This is a genomic window from Granulosicoccus sp. 3-233, assembly GCF_052681095.1.
In genome coordinates this window covers 764,419-783,233 of the sequence record NZ_JBQYLE010000001.1, presented here as the reverse complement: position 1 = coordinate 783,233, position 18,815 = coordinate 764,419, and the positions used below count along the sequence as shown (strand labels likewise).

Genomic DNA, 18,815 nt, shown 5'->3' with positions numbered 1-18,815 from the left:
ATGAGCAGTACTATCGATTTCTATTTTGATTTTTCCTCACCGTATGGCTATCTGGCCAGCGAACGGATCGAAGCCATCGCCGAACGATGCCAGCACCGCCTGGTCTGGCATCCCATTCTACTGGGTGCCGTGTTTCGCGTGACCGGCCAGGCTCCCCTGACCGAGGCGCCGCTCAAGGGCGATTACTCGGTTCACGACTTTGCCCGCTCGGCCCGTGAGCATCAGGTTGCCTATCAGCATCCGCAGACATTTCCGATCGCCTCCGTGGCTGCCAGCCGCGCCGTGCTGTGGCTGCGCGAACATGACGATCAGCGTCTGCAGGCGCTCACCGGACGCATGATCCACGCCCTGTATCGCGCCTATTTCACCCAGGGCCTGGACATCACCGACAACGACGTGATCGCCAGTATTGCCCAGACCCTGGATCTGGACTCGCAAGCCATGATGCAAGCCCTGTCCTCCCCGGCAATCAAGGATGCTCTGCGCCATGAAGTGGAGCAGGCCATCGAACTGGGTGTGTTCGGTTCGCCCATGATGATCGTTGATGGGGAACCCTTCTGGGGACACGACAGACTGGAACAGATGGAACGCTGGATCAAGACCGGTGGCTGGTAAGCGCTTCAACCTCGACCTTCCGGCACGACATTCTCTCCGCTCACCTGACATCAACGACGCAGCTCATACATGGCCTATCTGACAAGCGAGACCGACAAGCGCGGTGTAACCACAGTCACGCTGAACCGTCCCGAACAGCACAATGCAATAGATCGGGCGTTCATCGATGAATTCACGACCCTTTTGCAGCAACTGAACAGCGATACACGCGTCCTCGTGATTGCCGGGGCCGGCAAGAACTTCTGCGCCGGTGCCGACATCAACTGGATGAAAGCCTCCGCCCAGCTCAGTGATGAACAGAACGCCGACGATGCGCGTGCCCTGTCCAACATGCTGGAGACTCTGAACAGCTTTCCGCGTCCCACCATCGCACGCGTTCACGGGGCGGCCCTGGGGGGTGGAACGGGACTGGTGTGCTGCTGCGATATCGTCGTGGCCGACGAAACTGCCCAGTTCGGCTTTTCGGAAGTGCGCCTGGGCATCCTGCCGGCAACCATCAGCCCCTATGCCATTCAGGCTATCGGTCCGCGAGTCGCGCGACGCTACTTTCTGACCGGCGAGCGCATTGACGCCGTCGATGCCTACCGGCTTCGACTGGTGCATGACGTGTGCTCCACGGACAACATGAATCGCCGGGTGGAAGAAAAGATCGAGGCTCTGCTCAGCGGCGCACCGGGTGCCCAGGGTGCGACCAAGCAACTGATCGCCGATGTTACCGGCAAGACCATCGACGACACCTTGCGACAGGAACTCAGCGAACGGCTGGCCGGCATTCGTACCGGCGAAGAGGCACAGGAAGGACTGGCTGCCTTCCTGCAGAAACGCCCCGCCAGCTGGACCTGAATTTCATATTGGACAAACAGTCAACGATCTGTAGACTCAATGGCCACAATGACCATGTGAATTGCAATTTAAGGTTAATCTGCTGTTCGGTTTCGCGAATACTGGTCATTCAACAAGGAGATAGATTTTCATGACAACAAAACTGGTTATCGGTCTGGACGGACATGGTTCCGGAGATCGAGCCCTGGCCTACGGCAAGGGCATGGCAGACCTCATCGGGGATTGCGAGTTGCTCATCGTGTATGTCATCGAGTGGTCGCCCTACTCGTTTCAGACGGCGGAGGAAAACGCGCAACGGCACAAGCGGCGTGAAGAGGAAATCAGCACAGCTACCGAGCGTGTCGTGGCCCCGGCCATACAGAGACTGGAGGCTGCCGGTATCAAGACCCGTGGCATGGTACGTCACGGCGATGTGGCCAGTATTCTCAATGCCGTCTCACTGGAAGAAAATGCCCAGCAGATCATCGTGAGCCGCTCGAGCGAAGGCGGTTTCACCAAACGTCTGTTCGGTTCATCAACAGCCAACCTCGTGATGAGCAGTAGTGTGCCCGTCACGGTTGTCGGATAAGGGAAGATCACATGACATCGATTTCACGCATTCTATTCTCCCTTGTTGCATTGTTGCCTTTCGCCGGCAGCGCCATGGCTCAGGAAACCATGACGCTGGACCAGAAAGTCAACGAAGTGTTTGCCAACTTCACAGGCCCGTTTGTCAGCCTGATCTTCGCACCACTGCCAGGAACCTCCTTTCCCTGGATCGTACTGTGGCTGGTGGTCGCCGCGACCATCTTCACCTTCTACTTCGCTTTCGTGCAATTGCGCTTCTTCGGGCATGCCATCTCACTGGTGAAGGGTGACTACTCTGACCCCAACGATGCCGGTGAGGTCAGTCACTTCCAGGCTCTGGCTACAGCTCTGTCCGGAACGGTCGGTCTGGGCAACATCGCCGGTGTGGCCGTGGCTGTCGGTATCGGTGGTCCGGGCGCTACCTTCTGGATGATTCTGGCCGGCCTCATGGGCATGGCTTCGAAGTTCACCGAATGTACTCTGGGTGTGAAATACAGAAACGAGTATGCCGATGGTTCGGTATCTGGTGGCCCGATGTACTACATGTCCAAGGGCTTCAAGGAACTCGGGCTACCAGGCGGCAAGTTCCTGGCCGTCCTGTTTTCCATCTTCTGCATCCTCGGCGCTCTGGGTGGCGGCAACATGTTCCAGGCCAATCAGGCGCATGCCCAGATCTCCGGTATCGTGGGCGAATACCCCGGATGGATCACGGGTGTCATCTTCGCGCTCATCGTGTTCTCGGTCATTGTCGGCGGTATCAAGTCCATCGCCAACGTGACCGAAAAGGTCGTGCCTTTCATGGGATTGCTTTACGTCGGTGCTGCCATCGTCATCCTGATCGTCAACTATGACAAGATCGGCTGGGCATTCGGTCAGATCTTCGCAGGCGCGTTTACCGGCCTGGGTGTGGCGGGCGGTTTCGTCGGTGCCCTGATTCAGGGCTTCAAGCGTGCGGCATTCTCCAACGAAGCCGGTGTCGGCTCCGCGGCCATTGCGCACTCCGCGGTCAAGACCAAGGAACCGATTACCGAAGGATTCGTCTCCCTGCTCGAACCACTGATCGATACCGTGGTCATCTGCACCATGACGGCTCTGGTCATTACCATCTCGGGTCAGCTGATCGTCGATCCTGCCTCAGGCAACTACGTGCTGAACGAAGCAGGCAGTGCCATTGCCACCGTCGGTGACACTTCCGGCGTCGCTCTGACATCGGCCGCCTTTGGCTCTTCCATCAGCTGGTTCCCGTATGTACTGGCCCTGGCCGTGGTGCTGTTTGCCTTCTCCACGATGATCTCCTGGTCGTACTATGGCCTGAAGGCCTGGACCTATCTGTTCGGTGAGGGCAAGACAGCCGAACTGACCTTCAAGCTCATCTTCTGCGTCTTCATCGTCATCGGCGCCGCCGCCAGTCTGGGCCCCGTCATCGACTTCTCGGATGCAGCGATCTTTGCCATGGCCGTGGTCAACATCACCGCCCTGTACTTCATGATGAAGGTCGTGCGCAAGGAGCTCAACTCGTACAGCGCTCGCCTGAAGAGCGGTGAAATCCGCAAGTTCAAGCACTGAGCTGATCTGAGTTGATGCAGCTGGCCCCGCTGCAGGGAGGTGGCGGGGACTGGCCGAACACGGGAATTTTCTTCCGTGTTCCCTCCACCCGGTATCAGGTGGGCAGGCCGATCTACTGTCAGTGTTCGGGGTGGATGACCTTGGCGGTCTCGAACCAGAAGCTCAGCAGATTGTCGATGTCGGTTCTGATGGTCTTGTTGTCGATGCCCTTGGACATATAGGCATTGGCGTGATTCTGATAGCAGAATTCAATGTCATCCGGGTTGTCAGACGTCGTCATCATGACAATCGGAATCTGCTGGTGCTGTTCATCATGCTTCAGATGTGCCAGTGCCTCTCGGCCATCCATCAACGGCATGCGAATATCCATGACAATGATTCTGGGCCGCACCGTGTTCAACAGGTCGATCGCCTCTCGTCCATTGACAGCTCTGACGATCCTGATATCCGGGCGCAGGCTGTGGATACTGCGCTCCAGCATCATGGCATCGATATCGTCATCTTCGACCAGCAGTATGGTGTTGTCGTGAGCCATGTCAATTAAAAGCCTTGTACGTCGTCGATTTGTTCATCACACGGTAAAGTAAAACATATACGCGTCCCTTTCTGGTAGGAGTCTGAGATTTCTATATCTCCGCCGTGGGCATGGATGACCGTCTTCGCCAGCGACAGACCAATCCCGTTTCCTGCATAGGGAATCTGCTTGCTGTGCAGTCGATGCATGGGCTCGAAAACCCGTTCTCGGAATTCCGGCGCAATTCCGATGCCATTATCACTGATGATGACCTGGATACGACGCTCCGGAAGCTCATGCAACTGTTTCGTCTCGATCCTGATGGCCGGTGTATCGCCTTCCGCCACATACTTCAGACTGTTCTCCAGGATATTGTAAATTACCCGTCTCAACAATTGCGCATCGGCGAACACTTGTCCGGCTGCCTCGACACTGACCGTGGCCTGCGTTTCATCAATCCTCGGCCGCAGTTCTTCGACAGTCTGATGGATCAATTCGGAAATATCGATCATTGAGCGCTCTGGCTCCTTGAAGCCCGTCTTGGTGAAATCCAGCAGGCTGCTGACCATACCGGTCATGCGCTGGACCGACTGCTTGACCATGGCCGCATGTTCGCGGACCAGATTCTTGTCGTCGATGTCCTCGAGAATCTGCTCGTTGAACAGATTGATATGACGCAGGGGCGACTTGAGGTCGTGTGACACGATACCGGCGAACTGCTTGAGCGAGGTGTTGGCGTCGCTCAGGTTGGCGTTGCTTTCAGCGAGCCGGGCATTGAGACCGGCAATCGATTGCAGATGTGCAATACGATTGCGACGCTGAATGTACAAGGTCAGGATGAATACCGACAGAATGATGGTACCGGCAAGACTGACCAAGCCCAGTACGAGCCCCTGCCGGTCGATGTCTTCAATCTGCCCAGTGACCGCTGCAGTCAGGTCGGACAGCAATTGACTGATTTCCCGTAAGGCAAAGGAATCGTCGAGGCGCAGTTGATCGTCGATTTCCATGAGCGTCAGGCCGGAATTGATCAGCGGCCGGACACGTTCCAGCCGCGCCCGGTAGCCGGCAATCATGGCGCGGGTCTCGGTGAGCGTGGCCTCGATCCCCAGTTCATGGGCATTGATTTCCAGTTTGCCCACCAGTTCCGTCGCTTGATCGGCGGAAGCCAAGCCTTCGTCCAGATATTGCAGCTCTGCAGGACGCAGCAGATAATTCTTGAAATTATGAATCAATCCACCGTAGCCCAGTGCCTGTGTCAACTCCAGTGCCAGACTGTAGGTGTTGTCCAGATTGTAGCGAAGCTCCTGCGTGCGCTGCTTGACACTGGCGGTGAACGCGTACTGCACAAGGATCAGGCCCGCAATGATGATAGGCAGCAACAGCAGATAGCCTGCACCGAGCTGCCTGTTTCCCTGGTGGGTCTGTGTACCCATGTCAGGACGACGGTATTTCGCAGCGACTGACAGCCATGACGCCTGTCAAGGAGCTGACCACACCCATGGTCGATGCCGCTTGTTCACCTGAACGTATCACTGATTCTTTTCCCTGAAGTCCCTGTCAGCAGCCATCAAGGCAGTCGATCGCGAATTTCCTGACGCCCTGATACCGTTTTCCACTGCCAAAGACGTGCCTGCGATACCACGATTGTATAGCGAAAGGGTAAGCCGATACCCCCTGCATTTCGTGACACGCCGACTGAACAGTTACAAATCGGGAAAAGGCACCATCGCCTGACCCCTTTTCGGCACGCCGAACGTTCTGATCAATAGACACCACAGGAAAATGTTCTCAGACCATGAAACCAGACACGTTGATCATTGCCGTACTCACCCTTTCGGCAAGCATTGCGCTGCTGAGCGGTTGCCACAGTGATGGCGATGAGACTCTTGCCAACAAGCCGGCGCCGCACCACTCGGTGAAGCTCAGCCGGACCGCGACAATCAGTGCCGAGACTGTGCAGGGAATTGTATTGTCGGATGACAGACAGGCGATTCGGCAGGTCAGCAGCAAACGCCAGGCAAGCGACATGGCCACTGCCCTGCTGCCACCGATGCCGGTGTCAACACAAGAGCGATCAATGATGACTGCAGACCTCTACGGAGGTGAAAACTATGCAGAAATGACTCGCAATGCGACGATCCAGACAGTCTCACAACCGGTTTCAACTTTCAGTATCGATGTCGATACCGGCTCCTACGCCAACGTCAGGCGCTTCCTGCAGGCCGGCCGTCTGCCTCCGGCAAACTCGGTTCGTGAAGAAGAACTGCTCAATTACTTTTCCTACGACTACAACAACGCTTCTGACACAGAGCAGCCTTTCAGTCTGACGACGGAGCTCGGGCGCACCCCCTGGAACGCACGTACTCGTCTGCTGCATATCGGCCTGAAAGGCTATGTACCACCGACCTCAGAGATCGCAGCGGCCAACCTCGTCTTTCTCATCGATGTGTCCGGCTCCATGAACAGCCCCGACAAACTCGGCTTGCTGAAATCCTCCATCAGCCTGATGACGCAACAACTCGATGAAAACGACACCGTCAGTCTGGTGGTCTATGCCGGATCATCAGGCATCGTGCTCGAGCCCACCGCCGGCGATCAGCACCGCAAGATCGATCAGGCGCTGTCCCGACTGAGCGCCGGCGGTTCGACCAACGGTGCCCAGGGCATCGAGCTGGCCTATCAGTTGGCAAGCGAACACTTCAAGGAAGATGGTGTAACCCGTGTCATTCTGGCAACCGACGGTGATTTCAATGTCGGCATCAGTGATGTCGATCAGTTGAAGCAGCTCATCGCGCGTAAACGGGAGTCCGGGATTGCCTTGACGACTCTGGGTTTCGGCACTGGCAATTACAATGATCATCTGATGGAACAACTGGCCGACACGGGCAATGGCGCCTACGCCTACATCGATACCTTGAGTGAAGCGCGCAAGGTGCTGGTGGATCAGTTGCAGGCCACATTGCTGACCATTGCCAGTGACGTGAAGATTCAGATCGAATTCAATCCGGCGGTAGTCAGTGAGTATCGCCTGATCGGCTACAGCAATCGCCAACTGGCCAATGAGGACTTCAACAATGATCGCGTCGATGCTGGAGAGATTGGTGCCGGCCATACCGTGACGGCACTGTACGAGATTGCCCTGCACGGTGAAGGGGGCGAGAGACATTCGCCGAGTCGTTATGGCCGCCAGGACGACAAGGTCTCGAATGAGGCTGACGATGCATCGTTGTCGAGTGAAGTTGCCGAGCTGCGACTGCGCTATAAACTGCCCGGCGAGAACGACAGCCGCTTGAGCACACGCATCGTCAGCCTGGGCGATTCGGGACTACAGAACCTTCAAGCCAACTCTGACAACTTCCGTTTTTCTGCCAGCGTCGCCGCCTTCGGGCAATTGCTGCGAGGTGATGACCGTCTGGCCGACTATGATTATCAGGATGCCCGAAGGCTGGCTGCCAATGCCATGGGCGATGACCCCTTTGGCTATCGTGCCGAATACCTGCGGCTACTGGACCTGGCCGGCAGTCTGGACAGGCTCAGCCGGATGGATCAGTATTCACCGCATCGTGAAGAAGGTTGAACTGAGCCTGACCGGAAAACAGCTTGAGCCACGAACAGGAAGATGAATACTTGATGCTGGCCTATGCCCGCGGGGATGCTGAGGCCTTTGACAGGCTGTATGCCCGTCATGGCCAGCCGCTGTACCGCTTCGTGAAACGCTCATGCGCCAGTGAAGCACTGGCGCATGAGCTGTATCAGGATATCTGGATGCGAGTGATCCATGCACGCAAGACATACTCACCGGAGGCACCCTTTCGCGCCTGGCTGTTTCGCATTGCACGCAACCGCCTGACAGACCATTATCGGCAGCAGTCACGTATCGATTCGCACGAGACGGCTGAAGATCCGGATGCCATGGCCTCGCAGGTGTCTCCGTTGACGAGCACTCCTCTGTCGCCCGAGGTGGTTGCCAGTCTTGGTCAGGAGAGCGAAGTGCTCGAACGGGCCTTGCAACAATTGCCGGCAGTGCAGCGAGAGGCGGTGTTGCTGCGCCACATGGTGGGCATGAGCGTCAAGGAGATTGCTGAGGTCATGGACCAGGGGGCAGAGACCATCAAGAGCCGATTGCGCTATGGCACAGCGCGACTTCGGTTGATTTTGCAGGAGTTGGCATGAGCGAAGATGAGGGAAAAATGCCTGACCAGGGGCTGCCATCCGATGATGATGGTCAGGACATTGGTGCAATGCTCGATGCCGGCAATGAGGTTGTGCCCCATAGTCTGAACCAGCAAATTCTGTCGGCTGCGCGTGAGGCAATTGCAAACGAGAGTACAGCAGACAGTGTCACGACACCCTTGCCCACTGAGGTGACGCAGCTGCAGCCACGACGATCCGCCAATCACCGCTGGCAGACTCGAAACCGCTGGATAGCCATGGCCGCTTCCGTGATCCTCGCGGTGACGGTAGTGCCATTGATGCTGCGTTCTCCGGATTCCAGCCTTGACAACTCTGCCGAACTGGCGTCGCAGAAGATGCTGCAACGCTCGATAGCCATCTCGTTGGATAGCGCAGCCGATGGTCTGGAAGTCGACGAGTCACAATCCCTGACGTCATTTGTACGAGAGTCAATGCCCTCGACCAATCCGTCGACGGATTCCTCGGCGAGCACCTCGTCTGCGCCAATCGCCCGCTCCTCCAGTCCGAGACTGCAGACGCCGGAGGCCTCACCCGTTGTGCCGGCCATTCGGGCACAGAAACGCTCGGCACCCGCTGATGCAGCGGCAGGCCCGGCAACGGACCTTGCCGCAGACAGTGATGAAAGGTCGAGCGCCGACAAGAGCACTGGCGACAGCGACTTCCGCAAGACGCCCGACAGCTGGGTAGCCCGGATTCGACAGCTGCAGAAGGATGGTCGATACGATGAGGCGATAGAGGAGTATGAGTTGTTTCGGGGGCGATATCCGAACCATGAACCCGAGTTGTCCGCACCTCGGCGACCATGACCGGCCTGAGCCAACTTACAGAATGTCCTCCAGCAGGTTTTCAATCTGATACTCACCGGGCTTTACTCGCTTCTGCTGCCTGTCCAGCTCGATTTCCAGGCCCGCCTTTGGAGAATTGATTGCCGCCAGCCTTTCCGGAGTCAGTTCAAATTGTCCGTGAGGCGGACTGGACTCCTGAACTTCCGAAGAATCATAGTAATCGAAGTATCCCTGATGATAACTGTTGCCACCATAGGCCTTGACCTTGTCGACATCGACCTGCGTGAGCAATACACCGGCGACGCGTGCTCCGGCACTTCGTAATCGTTGAATGCCACGCTTCACGTGTTCACTGGAGGTGTCATTGTATTTGACCGCGTAGACCACGGTGTCGCTGAGTGGACACAGCATCAAGGCATCGGCCACGGCCTGAATGGGTGCACAATCAATGATGATGCGATCATAACGCCGGGCAAGCCCCGTCAATATATTGGCAAATCGTTTGGATCCCAGCAGTTCCAGCGGTTGAACCGGAATGGGCCCCGAGGGCAACACGTCCACACAGCCATTCAACATGCCCCGATGAATGCAACTCCATGCCGGCTCCGTATCCAGAATGAGGTTGCTGAGACCATTGGCATTATTCTTCAGACCAACCGATTTCGCTATTCTCGGCTTGCGCATGTCGCAGTCGATCAGAAGCACTTTCTCGATCTGTCCATACGAGTAAGCGAGGTTCAAAGAGACAGTGGACTTGCCCTCTCCGGCGACCGAGGACGTCACCATGACCACCTTCTTGGAGGAAGAGGTGTTGGCCTTGTCCAGACCGATAGACGCCCTGACAGAATTGACGGCTTCGGTGAATGTTCGTCGACTATCCTCCAGGCTCAAGGGGTCGAGCGGGTCCTCTTTTTTCTTTCGGAACTTGCCGGCCTTCATCAGCGGGGTGATTCCCAGCAATACCATGCCCAGCTTGTTCTCGACATCGTAAGTAGTCTTCACCGAATCATCACGAAATTCTCGCCAGAACAAGATCATCAGATACAACAATACCGAACCGGCACAGAACAAGGCCACGATCAGCTTGCGATTGGGTGCTATCGCCTCCAATGGCACAACCGCATAATCGGAGACACGCGCATTGCGTTGTTGCAGTTCTCCGGATGAACGTTCCCGACTGACGCGATTGAAAAACGATTGATAGATCTCTCGGTTGGTCCTGACCTCCCTTTCCAGCGCTTGCACGTCATTGGCCTTGGAGGCAGAATCCAGTATGGCCCGCTTGCTATCTTGCAGTTTCAGCTCCAGGGAGGCCTCTTGCTGAACCAGCAGAAGATAGTTCTTTTCCATCGCCCCAATGGCTGTTGCAATGCTGTCCTTGAACGCAGCAGTGCGCGATGCCAGCTCTGAACTCGCGTCAATGACCAATGGATGACGCACGCCATAGCGATTGAGCAATTCATCCAGCTTGCGTTGCGAAGCATTGACGTCCAGCTTATTGCGCTGCACCAGCGTATCATCACGAATACCCGGCAGGCTCTCAAGTATATTGGACTGCGTACGATAGTCGTTCACATCATCGAAGTTCTGCTGGGCTATCGCCAATTTCCCGCGTACATCCGTGAGCTCACTGGAGAGGCGCAGAACCTCCTGCTCGATCAGGTTGTGTACGCTACCGCCGATGTCCGTCAGGCTGTTCTCCTTCTTGTAGTCGATCAGGCGTCTCTCTGAATCAGCCAGCGTCTCCTTCAGTGCCAGCAATCGCTCATCCAGCCAAGAGGTGTTCTGCGCCCGTTGCTCCGAGCGCATGGAAGCATAATTGTTGATGTACTGTCTGGCGATGGAGTTGGCCACCTGCGCAGCCAGCTGCGGCTCAGCCGAGCGGTACTCTATTCTGACCAAACGCGTGTCTCGCACCGAATAAACCGAAACATTTGCCATGAAGCGATTGATGACCCTGTCCTCTTCATGCTGTCGACGCGCCGCAGCGCTCATACCAGCGGCTGGTCCATCCTCGCTGGTAATCGAAGAATCGTCGGCATCACCTTCACTCACGAGTCCGGGAAACGCGCCCCAGATTGCTGCGCGAAGTTGACCAAGTATGCCGATGGCCCTGGCCTTTAGCCGATCTACAAGCCTGTCGGACTCCTCAGCGACCCCTGTGCTCTCAGTACTCGCGCTGCGCAATTCCGGATGCTTCCATAGACTCAGCGTATCGATGACCTTTCTGGACAACCAACGGGATCTCAGCAATTCGATCTGTGTCTCATAGTAGGCGGTACTGAGCTCCTGCTGCAAGGCACCTTCGAACTGAGACAATGAGGCTCTGTCAGGTTCCTCGAACAACAGCGTGGCCGTACCCAGATAGACCGAGTCAAGCGATCTGACATACAGGCCGGACAACACCGCAGCTATCAGAAACACCAGCAACAATTTCCATTTGCTCTGTTTGACAATGCGGATGTAATCGTCGATGCCGAACAGGGGGCCTTCCGCCGGCGTGCCTCGTTCCTTGCCAGCGCCCTGATACAGATTTTCCTGATCTCTGGTCCAGTCAACGGTATTCATGATCCACCTCGTCTACATCGAATGAGCCTGTCCGCGTTCCTGATCTTCTCGGCATACGATCGCATCAGGCGATCTGCCTTCGTCGGTCGTGATCGAACTCCAGACGTAAAGTCCCTTGCCTGCCCGAGCCCACCATGGCGGATTCCTCAACCCCGTAATCCAGCAACTGATGTCTGAATCTGTCCAGAAACGTCGCCTCACTGAACCCCTTCGCATGCCGAACCAGCGAGGCTGAGTCGAACTGATCATCGGGACAGGATTCAAAGCGTTCTATGGCATCGTTGATACATTCGATCGTCTGCTCAGCGAACAACAGGCCTGTCTGGCCATCGACGACGGAGTCCAGAGCGCCTCCTTTTCCGTAGGCGATGACCGGCCGGCCCGACGCCATGACTTCGACTGGCACGATGCCGAAGTCCTCTTCACCCGGAAAGACCAGTGCACGGCAAGTTGCCATCAGTTCCTTGAGAATCGGAAAATCGACCTTGCCTAGAAAGGTGATATTGCTGCAAGACTCTTTCCTCAATTGATCCAGACAGTCCCCAGCGCCGGCAACCACCAGCTTTCTGCCTGACGCCTTGAACGCGGCCACAAGCAGATCAGGGCGTTTGTAGGAAGCCAGCTCACCAGCCCACAGATAGAATGGCTCCCCGGTAAACTCTTCCACGGGAGCGAAGGCGTCAGTTGCCACGGGCGGGTAGATCACCGCCGAGTCCCGCCGATAGTATTTCCTGATTCTGGCAGATACATGGCTGGAATTGGCAATGAAATGGTCCACGCGAGACGCGGTACTCACATCCCATTGCCGCAGCGAGTGACTGAGAGTGGGCATCATGAGTCTGTTCAACAGGCCGGAACTCTTCTTATAATGGTAGTACTGGTCCCACACGTAGCGCATCGGCGAATGCGTGTAGCAGACGTGCAACCCATTGGGGCCGGGAACGATGCCCTTGGCGGGCCCCGACTCACTGGAAATGATCAGATCGTATCGAGTCACATCCAGTTCTTCCAGTGCCAGTGGCATCAAGGGCAGATACTTCTTGTACATCGTCGAAGCAAATGGAAGCTTCTGTATGAAGGTGGTTCGGATTTCATGAGTATTGATGAAATCGGATACCAGGCTGGGATCGTGTACATGGGTGTAGATATCGGCATCAGGAAACAGCTTCAGCAAGGCTTCGACGACAGCCTCGCCACCCCGCATGTTGATCAACCAGTAATGTATTATTGCTACGCGCACGGTTCTGGTTTCCCTTGTTCAGAGGCTTGTGATATTCATGGGGCTCAGACGTCCCTTCAGCGCATCGATCAGGGCAATCCAGTTTCCCTTGACGCGCCCTTTTCTGTCGATCCAGGCTTCCGGTCTGAATACCCTGACATGATTCGCCAGCATGTTCCTCAGAATCAGGGTGTAGGCCGCTTTGCTGTTCATCGTCCCTTTCCTGCTGAGATAGAACGGGTTGGCTACCTGGCTGTAGCCGAGCCTCACACCCGGCGAGCGCCCACCAGTGACTCCACGATGCACTCCAGTAAATGCCTTTGCCTTCGCAAGCTGTCCCTGCTTGCCGACGCGATAGGAAAAATCCACATCCTCCTGCCAGCCATACAGCGGAAGTGCGAGATCAAACCGTGTAGCACCAATGGCCGCTGTTCTGAAGGCCATGTTGCAGCCATAGAGACCTTGCAATCCGGTTGTTATCGGTAAAGAAGACTGCACGGAATCCTGTGAGGCATCATAGTCATCGACGATCCGTCGACTGTCCTCATAGCTGTATCCGCCTCGGGTGACACCGTCTGCCAGAACACTGCCCTCGACCCCCACCACCTCTGGGTAGCGGGCAAAGGTGGCGCAGACATTCTCAACGGCATGACGAGAAGGCACGTAGTCGTCATCAAGAAACAGCACCACCTCGACATCCTCACGCAGACCGTCGATTCCCGCATTGCGCTGTATGCAAGTACCCTTCTGGCCAATGATCAACTCGTAGTCGATCTGCCTGTCATTCCTCTCGGGAACATCCTCTTCCGAGACAACTGACAATATGACCTGGCAGGGCAATCGTGTCTGCTTGTTCAGATCTTCCATCAATAACCCGACCACATCCGGTCGACCACAGGTTGCCACCACAACCGCCGCTTTGCTGATGCTCATGTGCCTAGTTCCATCAAGTGCCCGAGAATCTTCCGCGAAGATTCATCCCAGCTGTACAGCTTGCTATTGTCCTTGCCCGCATCGATCAGGTTCTGCCTGAGCCCCTGATCACTCCACACGCGGATGATTTCCCGAATCCAATCCTGGGCATTGGATTCCGATGCGTAGATGGCCGCCTCGTTACAGACTTCAGGCAAAGCCCCACAACGACTGACAATGACCGGACACCCCACGACCATCGCTTCCAATGGTGGCAGTCCAAACCCTTCGGTTGTTGATGGAAACGCCAGGCAGACAGCATTCTCCAGCAATGTACGCAATGTCTCATCGGATACCCTTCCTGTGAAAACCACATTGTCCGGCACCTGTATTCCCCTGCATTCAAAATCCTTCTTGCTGCTCGACCCATAGAGAGCCAGAGTCATGTGACGCATGGCAGGATCGGAAAAGGCCTGTAGAAGAAGCTTGATGTTCTTGTGGTCCTGAACCGATGACAACGCCAGAACGTAATCGTTCTTCTGCAGACCCAGGCTCGACACGGGCGCTGAAGACGAACGGAAGCTGCGCATCTGATCAGCGCCGTTATAAACAACGCTGATCTTGTGTTCTCTGGCCACACCGTACTTCACCAACTCTTTCTTGGAAAAACCGGACACGGTCAGAATGCTGCGATGCCTGCGCCCGATCAGCGGTTGCAGCAATTTGTACCAGGCCCTGAAGGGCAAGGAATAGGATGCCGGGGAGCTGTAGACCTGTGCATCGTGAATCAGTGTTACCGCATTCCTGCTTACTACTGGTCCGAGATTGCACAGATTCAGCATGACACTGGAGCGCGATGCCAGCGGAAAATCGAACTGCTCCCACAGACGTTGAGAGAAGATTCCGCAAGTACGAGTTCTGATCCTCTCCAACTGCAACTGCCTGCGTACATTTCGCGGTACCAGCAATTCGACAGACACATCCTTGTATTTCTCGGGATTGTCCAGCAGGCTCTTGTCGATGCTCTTGATGAGTTCTTCGGCGGAACGATGCACGCCGGTTGGAGAGGCGAGCAGAAACTTGCCGTTGATGGATATTCTGGTGGTCATCGGGCTCTCTGTGAACATGGATGAAAGGTGTCCCGCCCATATTCGGATGTAACGGAAGAGAAAGAACCTGGAAATGTCGCGAAACCATCAGCGCTGGAAAGCGCGTTGGCGTGAGCATCACGACACTTTGGCATACTCGGTCGCGAATGGTCCGCCCATTGCGACTTGAAGACAATCGCCACGAGCAGCATCAACAATATTCCCGGGTTCGGTGTGGTGGCCGTGATCATCAGCATCACCAGCATGGTCATCGCCGCCGTCTTCGCTGACAGGCTGATATCTCTTTCCTCACGATCCACGATAGATCGCACCCGGCTTGCAAACAGCGTTACCCAGAGAAAGGCGACCATGAGCACCGTGCCCGGCAATCCGAGCGAACCCAGATAGACAGACGCCCAGCCATTGCCACGCAGGGAGCCAGGACCTACGCCCAGTCCGTACGTCTCCCAGAAGGCGCCCAATGCATAGGCAGCCCAGGCTGCTCGCTCTCTGGCGGAATCCGAATCCAGCTTGTTGGTAAGTACGGAATCGATGATGGCGTTGTAATCAATACCGATATTGATCAACAGCGTTGTCAGGACCAGCAGTACTACGGTGAAAGGAATCAGGTGCAACAGGAATATCTCGACCACGTTGGCTCTGCCGCCCATGAATTTCAGCCAGGCAAAGACACAGAGGAAACCAAATCCGAAGCTGATTCCGGCATATGACGTGGAAGAGAATGTCATGACGGCCAGCATTCCGTTCGCCATGGCCAGAGCCGCCGACAATGAATTCGAGGACAGGACAAAGTGCCTCGAGAAGTAGATGAACAATGTCGCCGTGAATGTTCCGAAGGCTGCCGGCTCAGGGAAGCCGCCAATCGCTCTGGGCAGACTGGCCGTCTCCTGATGCGTCAGCAACGCATAATTGGCCGTTCTGACAAACGCGAGCAGGGAATCCAGACCGAGAATATCCATGACACCCAGAATGATGTTCAGGGTGGCACACACCAGAAGCGCACGATGAAAGACACTTACGGAGTGCTTGTGCAGCAACTTCGTGAACGCGAAAAACGATGCCACGCTCAACAGCAGGTAGAAGGTTTGCGCTAGATTTGATGAAGAGGGTCTCAAGGCGATGACAAAGGTTCGGAAGAAGGAGTCAAGCCGCAGTCCATCCATGTCCCTGGCCAGCGGAAAGACCAGAACATCCCCGGCAAAGGCTCTCACCAGAAAAATGGCGGCAAGCACGCTGTACAGACAGAACAGCATCAGTATGGCGCGGACCTTCATTAAAGGAGACAGCGCAAACACCCCTTGCCTTCCCAGCAAGGGGTGAATGACGCCCAGCACAAGCAGTCCCGCGACAGCCTCGGCGGCTGGAATACTCAGATTGCCGGAGCCATGGATGTTTGCAATTGATGCCATGCCAAAAGGCAGCAAGGCCACACACAGGAACAGAAGCGCGCGTTCACCCATCACCAGCGAAGCCAGTGCGAATGCAGTCACGACAAGTCCAATCAGTGTGATTTCCACGGTAGGTTTCCGTCCTCGTCAGTATGGACAGATCAAGCCGGCGTCATACCGGTGCCAGTCTCTACCGCCGACGCAGAGCCTTCATCCTCAGATTGTGGAGATCTGCCATAGACATCATCGTAGCGAACGATATCGTCTTCTCCCAGGTAGCTGCCGGATTGCACTTCGATCAGTTCCAGCGGTATCCCGCCAGGGTTTTCAAGTCTGTGCACGTTGCCAAGAGGGATATAGCAGGACTGGTTTTCCGTGAGTAGCACCTCCTCATCACCATTGGTGACCAATGCGGTGCCGGATACCACGACCCAATGCTCCGCACGATGAAAATGACTCTGCAGCGACAGCTTTGCGCCGGGGTGTACGGTGATGCGCTTGACCTGAAACCGAGGTCCATTGTTGAGAGACTCATAGTGGCCCCAGGGGCGGTAACAGATTGCATGTGTCTCGGCTTCCTTGCGTTTTGCCTGGACCAGCCTATTGACAAGCTCCTTGGTCATTTCCGTCTTGTCGATATCCGTGACCAGTACGCAATCATCCGTTTCGACGATATTGATACGGCTTACGCCGATGGTAGCCACCATCCGTGAACTCGAATGAACATGAGAGTTCTTCGTATCCATCATCACGACATCCCCCAAAGCAGTATTACCATCGACATCGGCCGGCATGGACTGGTGCATCGCCAGCCAGCTGCCGATATCGGACCACGCACTCTTGAATGGCACCATCCACGCCTGATCAGTGCGTTCCAGCACGGCATAGTCGATGGAGTTCGAAGGCGCCCTGGAGAATGAGGACTCATCGATTCTGATGAAGTCCATGTCAACCACTGCCTTATCGTAACTGTCGGAACAGTGACGAAACATCTCGGGCTCCAACTCCTCAAGTGCCTTCAGGTAAACCGCCGCCTTGAAGACGAACATGCCGGTATTCCAGTAGGTTCCACGCTCGGAAATCAGTCTTCTTGCCAGCTCGAGGCCGGGTTTCTCGATGAAATCGATGACCTTCAAAGGTGCCGACGCATTCTCCCCGGGCAAGTCTTCGGTTCTTATGTACCCTAGCCCCGTAGCAGCGGATTCCGGCTCAGCGCCCAGCAACACGAGCGCCCCCTTGTCCGCGGCCTCTGATGCGGACAGCAAGGCTTCGAGAAAACCGTCCTGATCACTGATCAGATGGTCTGCGGGAAAAACAGCCATCATGGAATCATCAGATCTGGATACCAGGTGTAATGCGGCGACGGCGATAGCAGGCGCAGTATTGCGGGCCACGGGTTCCAGCAAGATGGCGTCGGTATGCACCTCCACGGATTTCATCTGCTCGGCAACGAGAAACCGGTGCTCTTCATTGCATATGACTACCGGCGCATGCTCGCAGGTTCCCAGACAACGCAGTGCCGTTTGCTGAAGGTAAGACTGATCACCCCCCACTGACAGGAACTGCTTCGGATAGGCCGTGCGAGACAAAGGCCACAGTCGGGTACCCGAACCTCCAGCCAGTATGACAGGTGTGATCGGCGCAGTACTAATAAGGTTTGACGACATTCTGATCTCCATTTTTAGTCTTGACGTGTCGGTTTTCCCGTTCGGACTCGTTTGCATCGAGACCGTGATTGGCACTGGCTTGCAAAGCGTATTCGTAGATCCTCAGATCATCACGACACAGCTGGGTGATCTCGTTCAGCAGTTGCTCGCTGATCCTTGACGACGAAGCATTTCTGGCTACGCCCACATTGCGTTTTGGCAGCGCCAGTGAAATTCCCAGTTCCCTCCTGCACGCCTCGACAAAGTCATCTTCCTTGTCCAGTACGCCCACGACCGACAAGCGACGAAGGTTAGAAATGGCCGTACTTACCGCTGCCTCCATGTTGGTGTCTTCTGTGGGCTGCTCCCACTTCATGTCTCCAAAGAAATGGCAGAGCACATGCGCTTCCGAATAGGCCACCGGAGTCTTGACGAATTCCTCCAGACTGACTTTCGAATACCGATCATCGAAGTAGTAGTGGGATATGAGTCTGTCCACCGGATGCCTGAGTAGCGTCACTATCCGATAGCGCCCTTGATAGGCCTCGAGAAAGTTCTTATCGATGCAGAAATGCCCTTGTATATAGCCAATCCCCGACTCGGCATGATAGGCAGCGAGACAGCGCTTGAACTCGAACCACTGGTCCTTGCTCATCTGCTGGCAGGCAGACGTGCTCGCCTCTTCGCTGATCTTGGCGAATGACAACAGGTATTTGGCTCGCAGCATGTGAGACAGGGAGGTGCCGCCAGACTTGGGCACATGTACGAACATGACCTTGCGAGGATAAAGCCGGGTACGAAGGGCTCGAACCTTTTCCCCAAGGCCGCTCAGATTTACGTGTTTTACGATGCTGCTGATCACGATGGCATTTTTTCCGCAGTTGAT

General features: G+C 55.7%; 16 protein-coding genes. 7 read left to right on the top strand and 9 right to left on the bottom strand.

The window, feature by feature from the left end; genetic code table 11:
- The 4 genes from ACUNV4_RS03400 (at window position 1) to ACUNV4_RS03385 (ending at window position 3,591) form a co-directional block, all read left to right on the top strand.
- Window positions 1–615, top strand: a complete 615-nt coding sequence (locus tag ACUNV4_RS03400; RefSeq protein ID WP_430877088.1) for a 2-hydroxychromene-2-carboxylate isomerase — start codon at window positions 1–3, stop codon at window positions 613–615.
- 69 nt (window positions 616–684) lie between these two features.
- Window positions 685–1,458 carry an enoyl-CoA hydratase-related protein gene (locus ACUNV4_RS03395; protein ID WP_430877087.1) on the top strand — a complete coding sequence of 258 codons (774 nt, stop codon included), beginning with the start codon at window positions 685–687 and terminating at the stop codon, window positions 1,456–1,458.
- A gap of 130 nt (window positions 1,459–1,588) precedes the next feature.
- A complete protein-coding gene (locus ACUNV4_RS03390; RefSeq protein WP_430877086.1) occupies window positions 1,589–2,026 on the top strand; it encodes a universal stress protein in 438 nt (145 codons plus the stop codon).
- A gap of 11 nt (window positions 2,027–2,037) precedes the next feature.
- The gene (locus ACUNV4_RS03385; RefSeq protein ID WP_430877085.1) at window positions 2,038–3,591 is read left to right on the top strand and encodes an alanine/glycine:cation symporter family protein; all 1,554 of its coding nucleotides are present in this window, start codon (window positions 2,038–2,040) and stop codon (window positions 3,589–3,591) included.
- 118 nt (window positions 3,592–3,709) lie between these two features.
- On the opposite strand, the gene ACUNV4_RS03380 is transcribed toward ACUNV4_RS03385, so the two are convergent.
- Together ACUNV4_RS03380 and ACUNV4_RS03375 are read right to left on the bottom strand one after the other, a co-directional pair.
- Entirely contained in the window at window positions 3,710–4,126 is a 417-nt protein-coding gene (locus tag ACUNV4_RS03380; protein ID WP_430877084.1) for a response regulator, read from the bottom strand.
- 5 nt (window positions 4,127–4,131) lie between these two features.
- Window positions 4,132–5,541 (bottom strand): sensor histidine kinase, encoded by a 1,410-nt coding sequence (locus ACUNV4_RS03375; RefSeq protein WP_430877083.1) that lies wholly within the window; start codon window positions 5,539–5,541, stop codon window positions 4,132–4,134.
- Window positions 5,542–5,903: 362 nt separating this feature from the next.
- Here ACUNV4_RS03375 and ACUNV4_RS03370 point away from each other — a divergent pair, with 362 nt between their 5' ends.
- The 3 genes from ACUNV4_RS03370 to ACUNV4_RS03360 are packed head-to-tail and all read left to right on the top strand — an operon-like array spanning window position 5,904 to window position 9,108.
- Window positions 5,904–7,685, top strand: a complete 1,782-nt coding sequence (locus tag ACUNV4_RS03370) for a vWA domain-containing protein (protein WP_430877082.1) — start codon at window positions 5,904–5,906, stop codon at window positions 7,683–7,685.
- Between the two features lie 23 nt (window positions 7,686–7,708).
- A complete protein-coding gene (locus tag ACUNV4_RS03365; protein WP_430877081.1) occupies window positions 7,709–8,281 on the top strand; it encodes a sigma-70 family RNA polymerase sigma factor in 573 nt (190 codons plus the stop codon).
- Entirely contained in the window at window positions 8,278–9,108 is an 831-nt protein-coding gene (locus ACUNV4_RS03360) for a hypothetical protein (protein ID WP_430877080.1), read from the top strand. The genes ACUNV4_RS03365 and ACUNV4_RS03360 overlap by 4 nt, the downstream gene beginning before the upstream one ends.
- Window positions 9,109–9,123: 15 nt before the next feature.
- Here ACUNV4_RS03360 and ACUNV4_RS03355 read toward each other — a convergent pair whose 3' ends face one another.
- The 7 genes from ACUNV4_RS03355 to ACUNV4_RS03325 all read right to left on the bottom strand — a co-directional run bounded on the left by ACUNV4_RS03355 (window position 9,124) and on the right by ACUNV4_RS03325 (window position 18,791).
- The gene (locus tag ACUNV4_RS03355; protein WP_430877079.1) at window positions 9,124–11,655 is read right to left on the bottom strand and encodes a GumC family protein; all 2,532 of its coding nucleotides are present in this window, start codon (window positions 11,653–11,655) and stop codon (window positions 9,124–9,126) included.
- A 64-nt stretch (window positions 11,656–11,719) separates the two neighbouring features.
- Window positions 11,720–12,895: a glycosyltransferase gene (locus tag ACUNV4_RS03350; protein WP_430877078.1), complete on the bottom strand. Its 1,176-nt coding sequence runs from the start codon at window positions 12,893–12,895 to the stop codon at window positions 11,720–11,722.
- An 18-nt stretch (window positions 12,896–12,913) separates the two neighbouring features.
- Complete coding sequence (locus ACUNV4_RS03345; RefSeq protein WP_430877077.1) at window positions 12,914–13,807, bottom strand: glycosyltransferase family 2 protein; 894 nt, start codon at window positions 13,805–13,807, stop codon at window positions 12,914–12,916.
- Window positions 13,804–14,895: a glycosyltransferase family 4 protein gene (locus tag ACUNV4_RS03340; RefSeq protein ID WP_430877076.1), complete on the bottom strand. Its 1,092-nt coding sequence runs from the start codon at window positions 14,893–14,895 to the stop codon at window positions 13,804–13,806. Before ACUNV4_RS03340 ends, ACUNV4_RS03345 begins: the two co-directional genes overlap by 4 nt.
- Window positions 14,892–16,412 carry a hypothetical protein gene (locus ACUNV4_RS03335; protein ID WP_430877075.1) on the bottom strand — a complete coding sequence of 507 codons (1,521 nt, stop codon included), beginning with the start codon at window positions 16,410–16,412 and terminating at the stop codon, window positions 14,892–14,894. Before ACUNV4_RS03335 ends, ACUNV4_RS03340 begins: the two co-directional genes overlap by 4 nt.
- Before the next feature lie 32 nt (window positions 16,413–16,444).
- Entirely contained in the window at window positions 16,445–17,950 is a 1,506-nt protein-coding gene (locus tag ACUNV4_RS03330) for a mannose-1-phosphate guanylyltransferase/mannose-6-phosphate isomerase (protein ID WP_430877074.1), read from the bottom strand.
- Entirely contained in the window at window positions 17,931–18,791 is an 861-nt protein-coding gene (locus ACUNV4_RS03325) for a sulfotransferase family 2 domain-containing protein (protein ID WP_430877073.1), read from the bottom strand. The genes ACUNV4_RS03330 and ACUNV4_RS03325 overlap by 20 nt, the downstream gene beginning before the upstream one ends.
- Window positions 18,792–18,815: the final 24 nt, after the last annotated feature.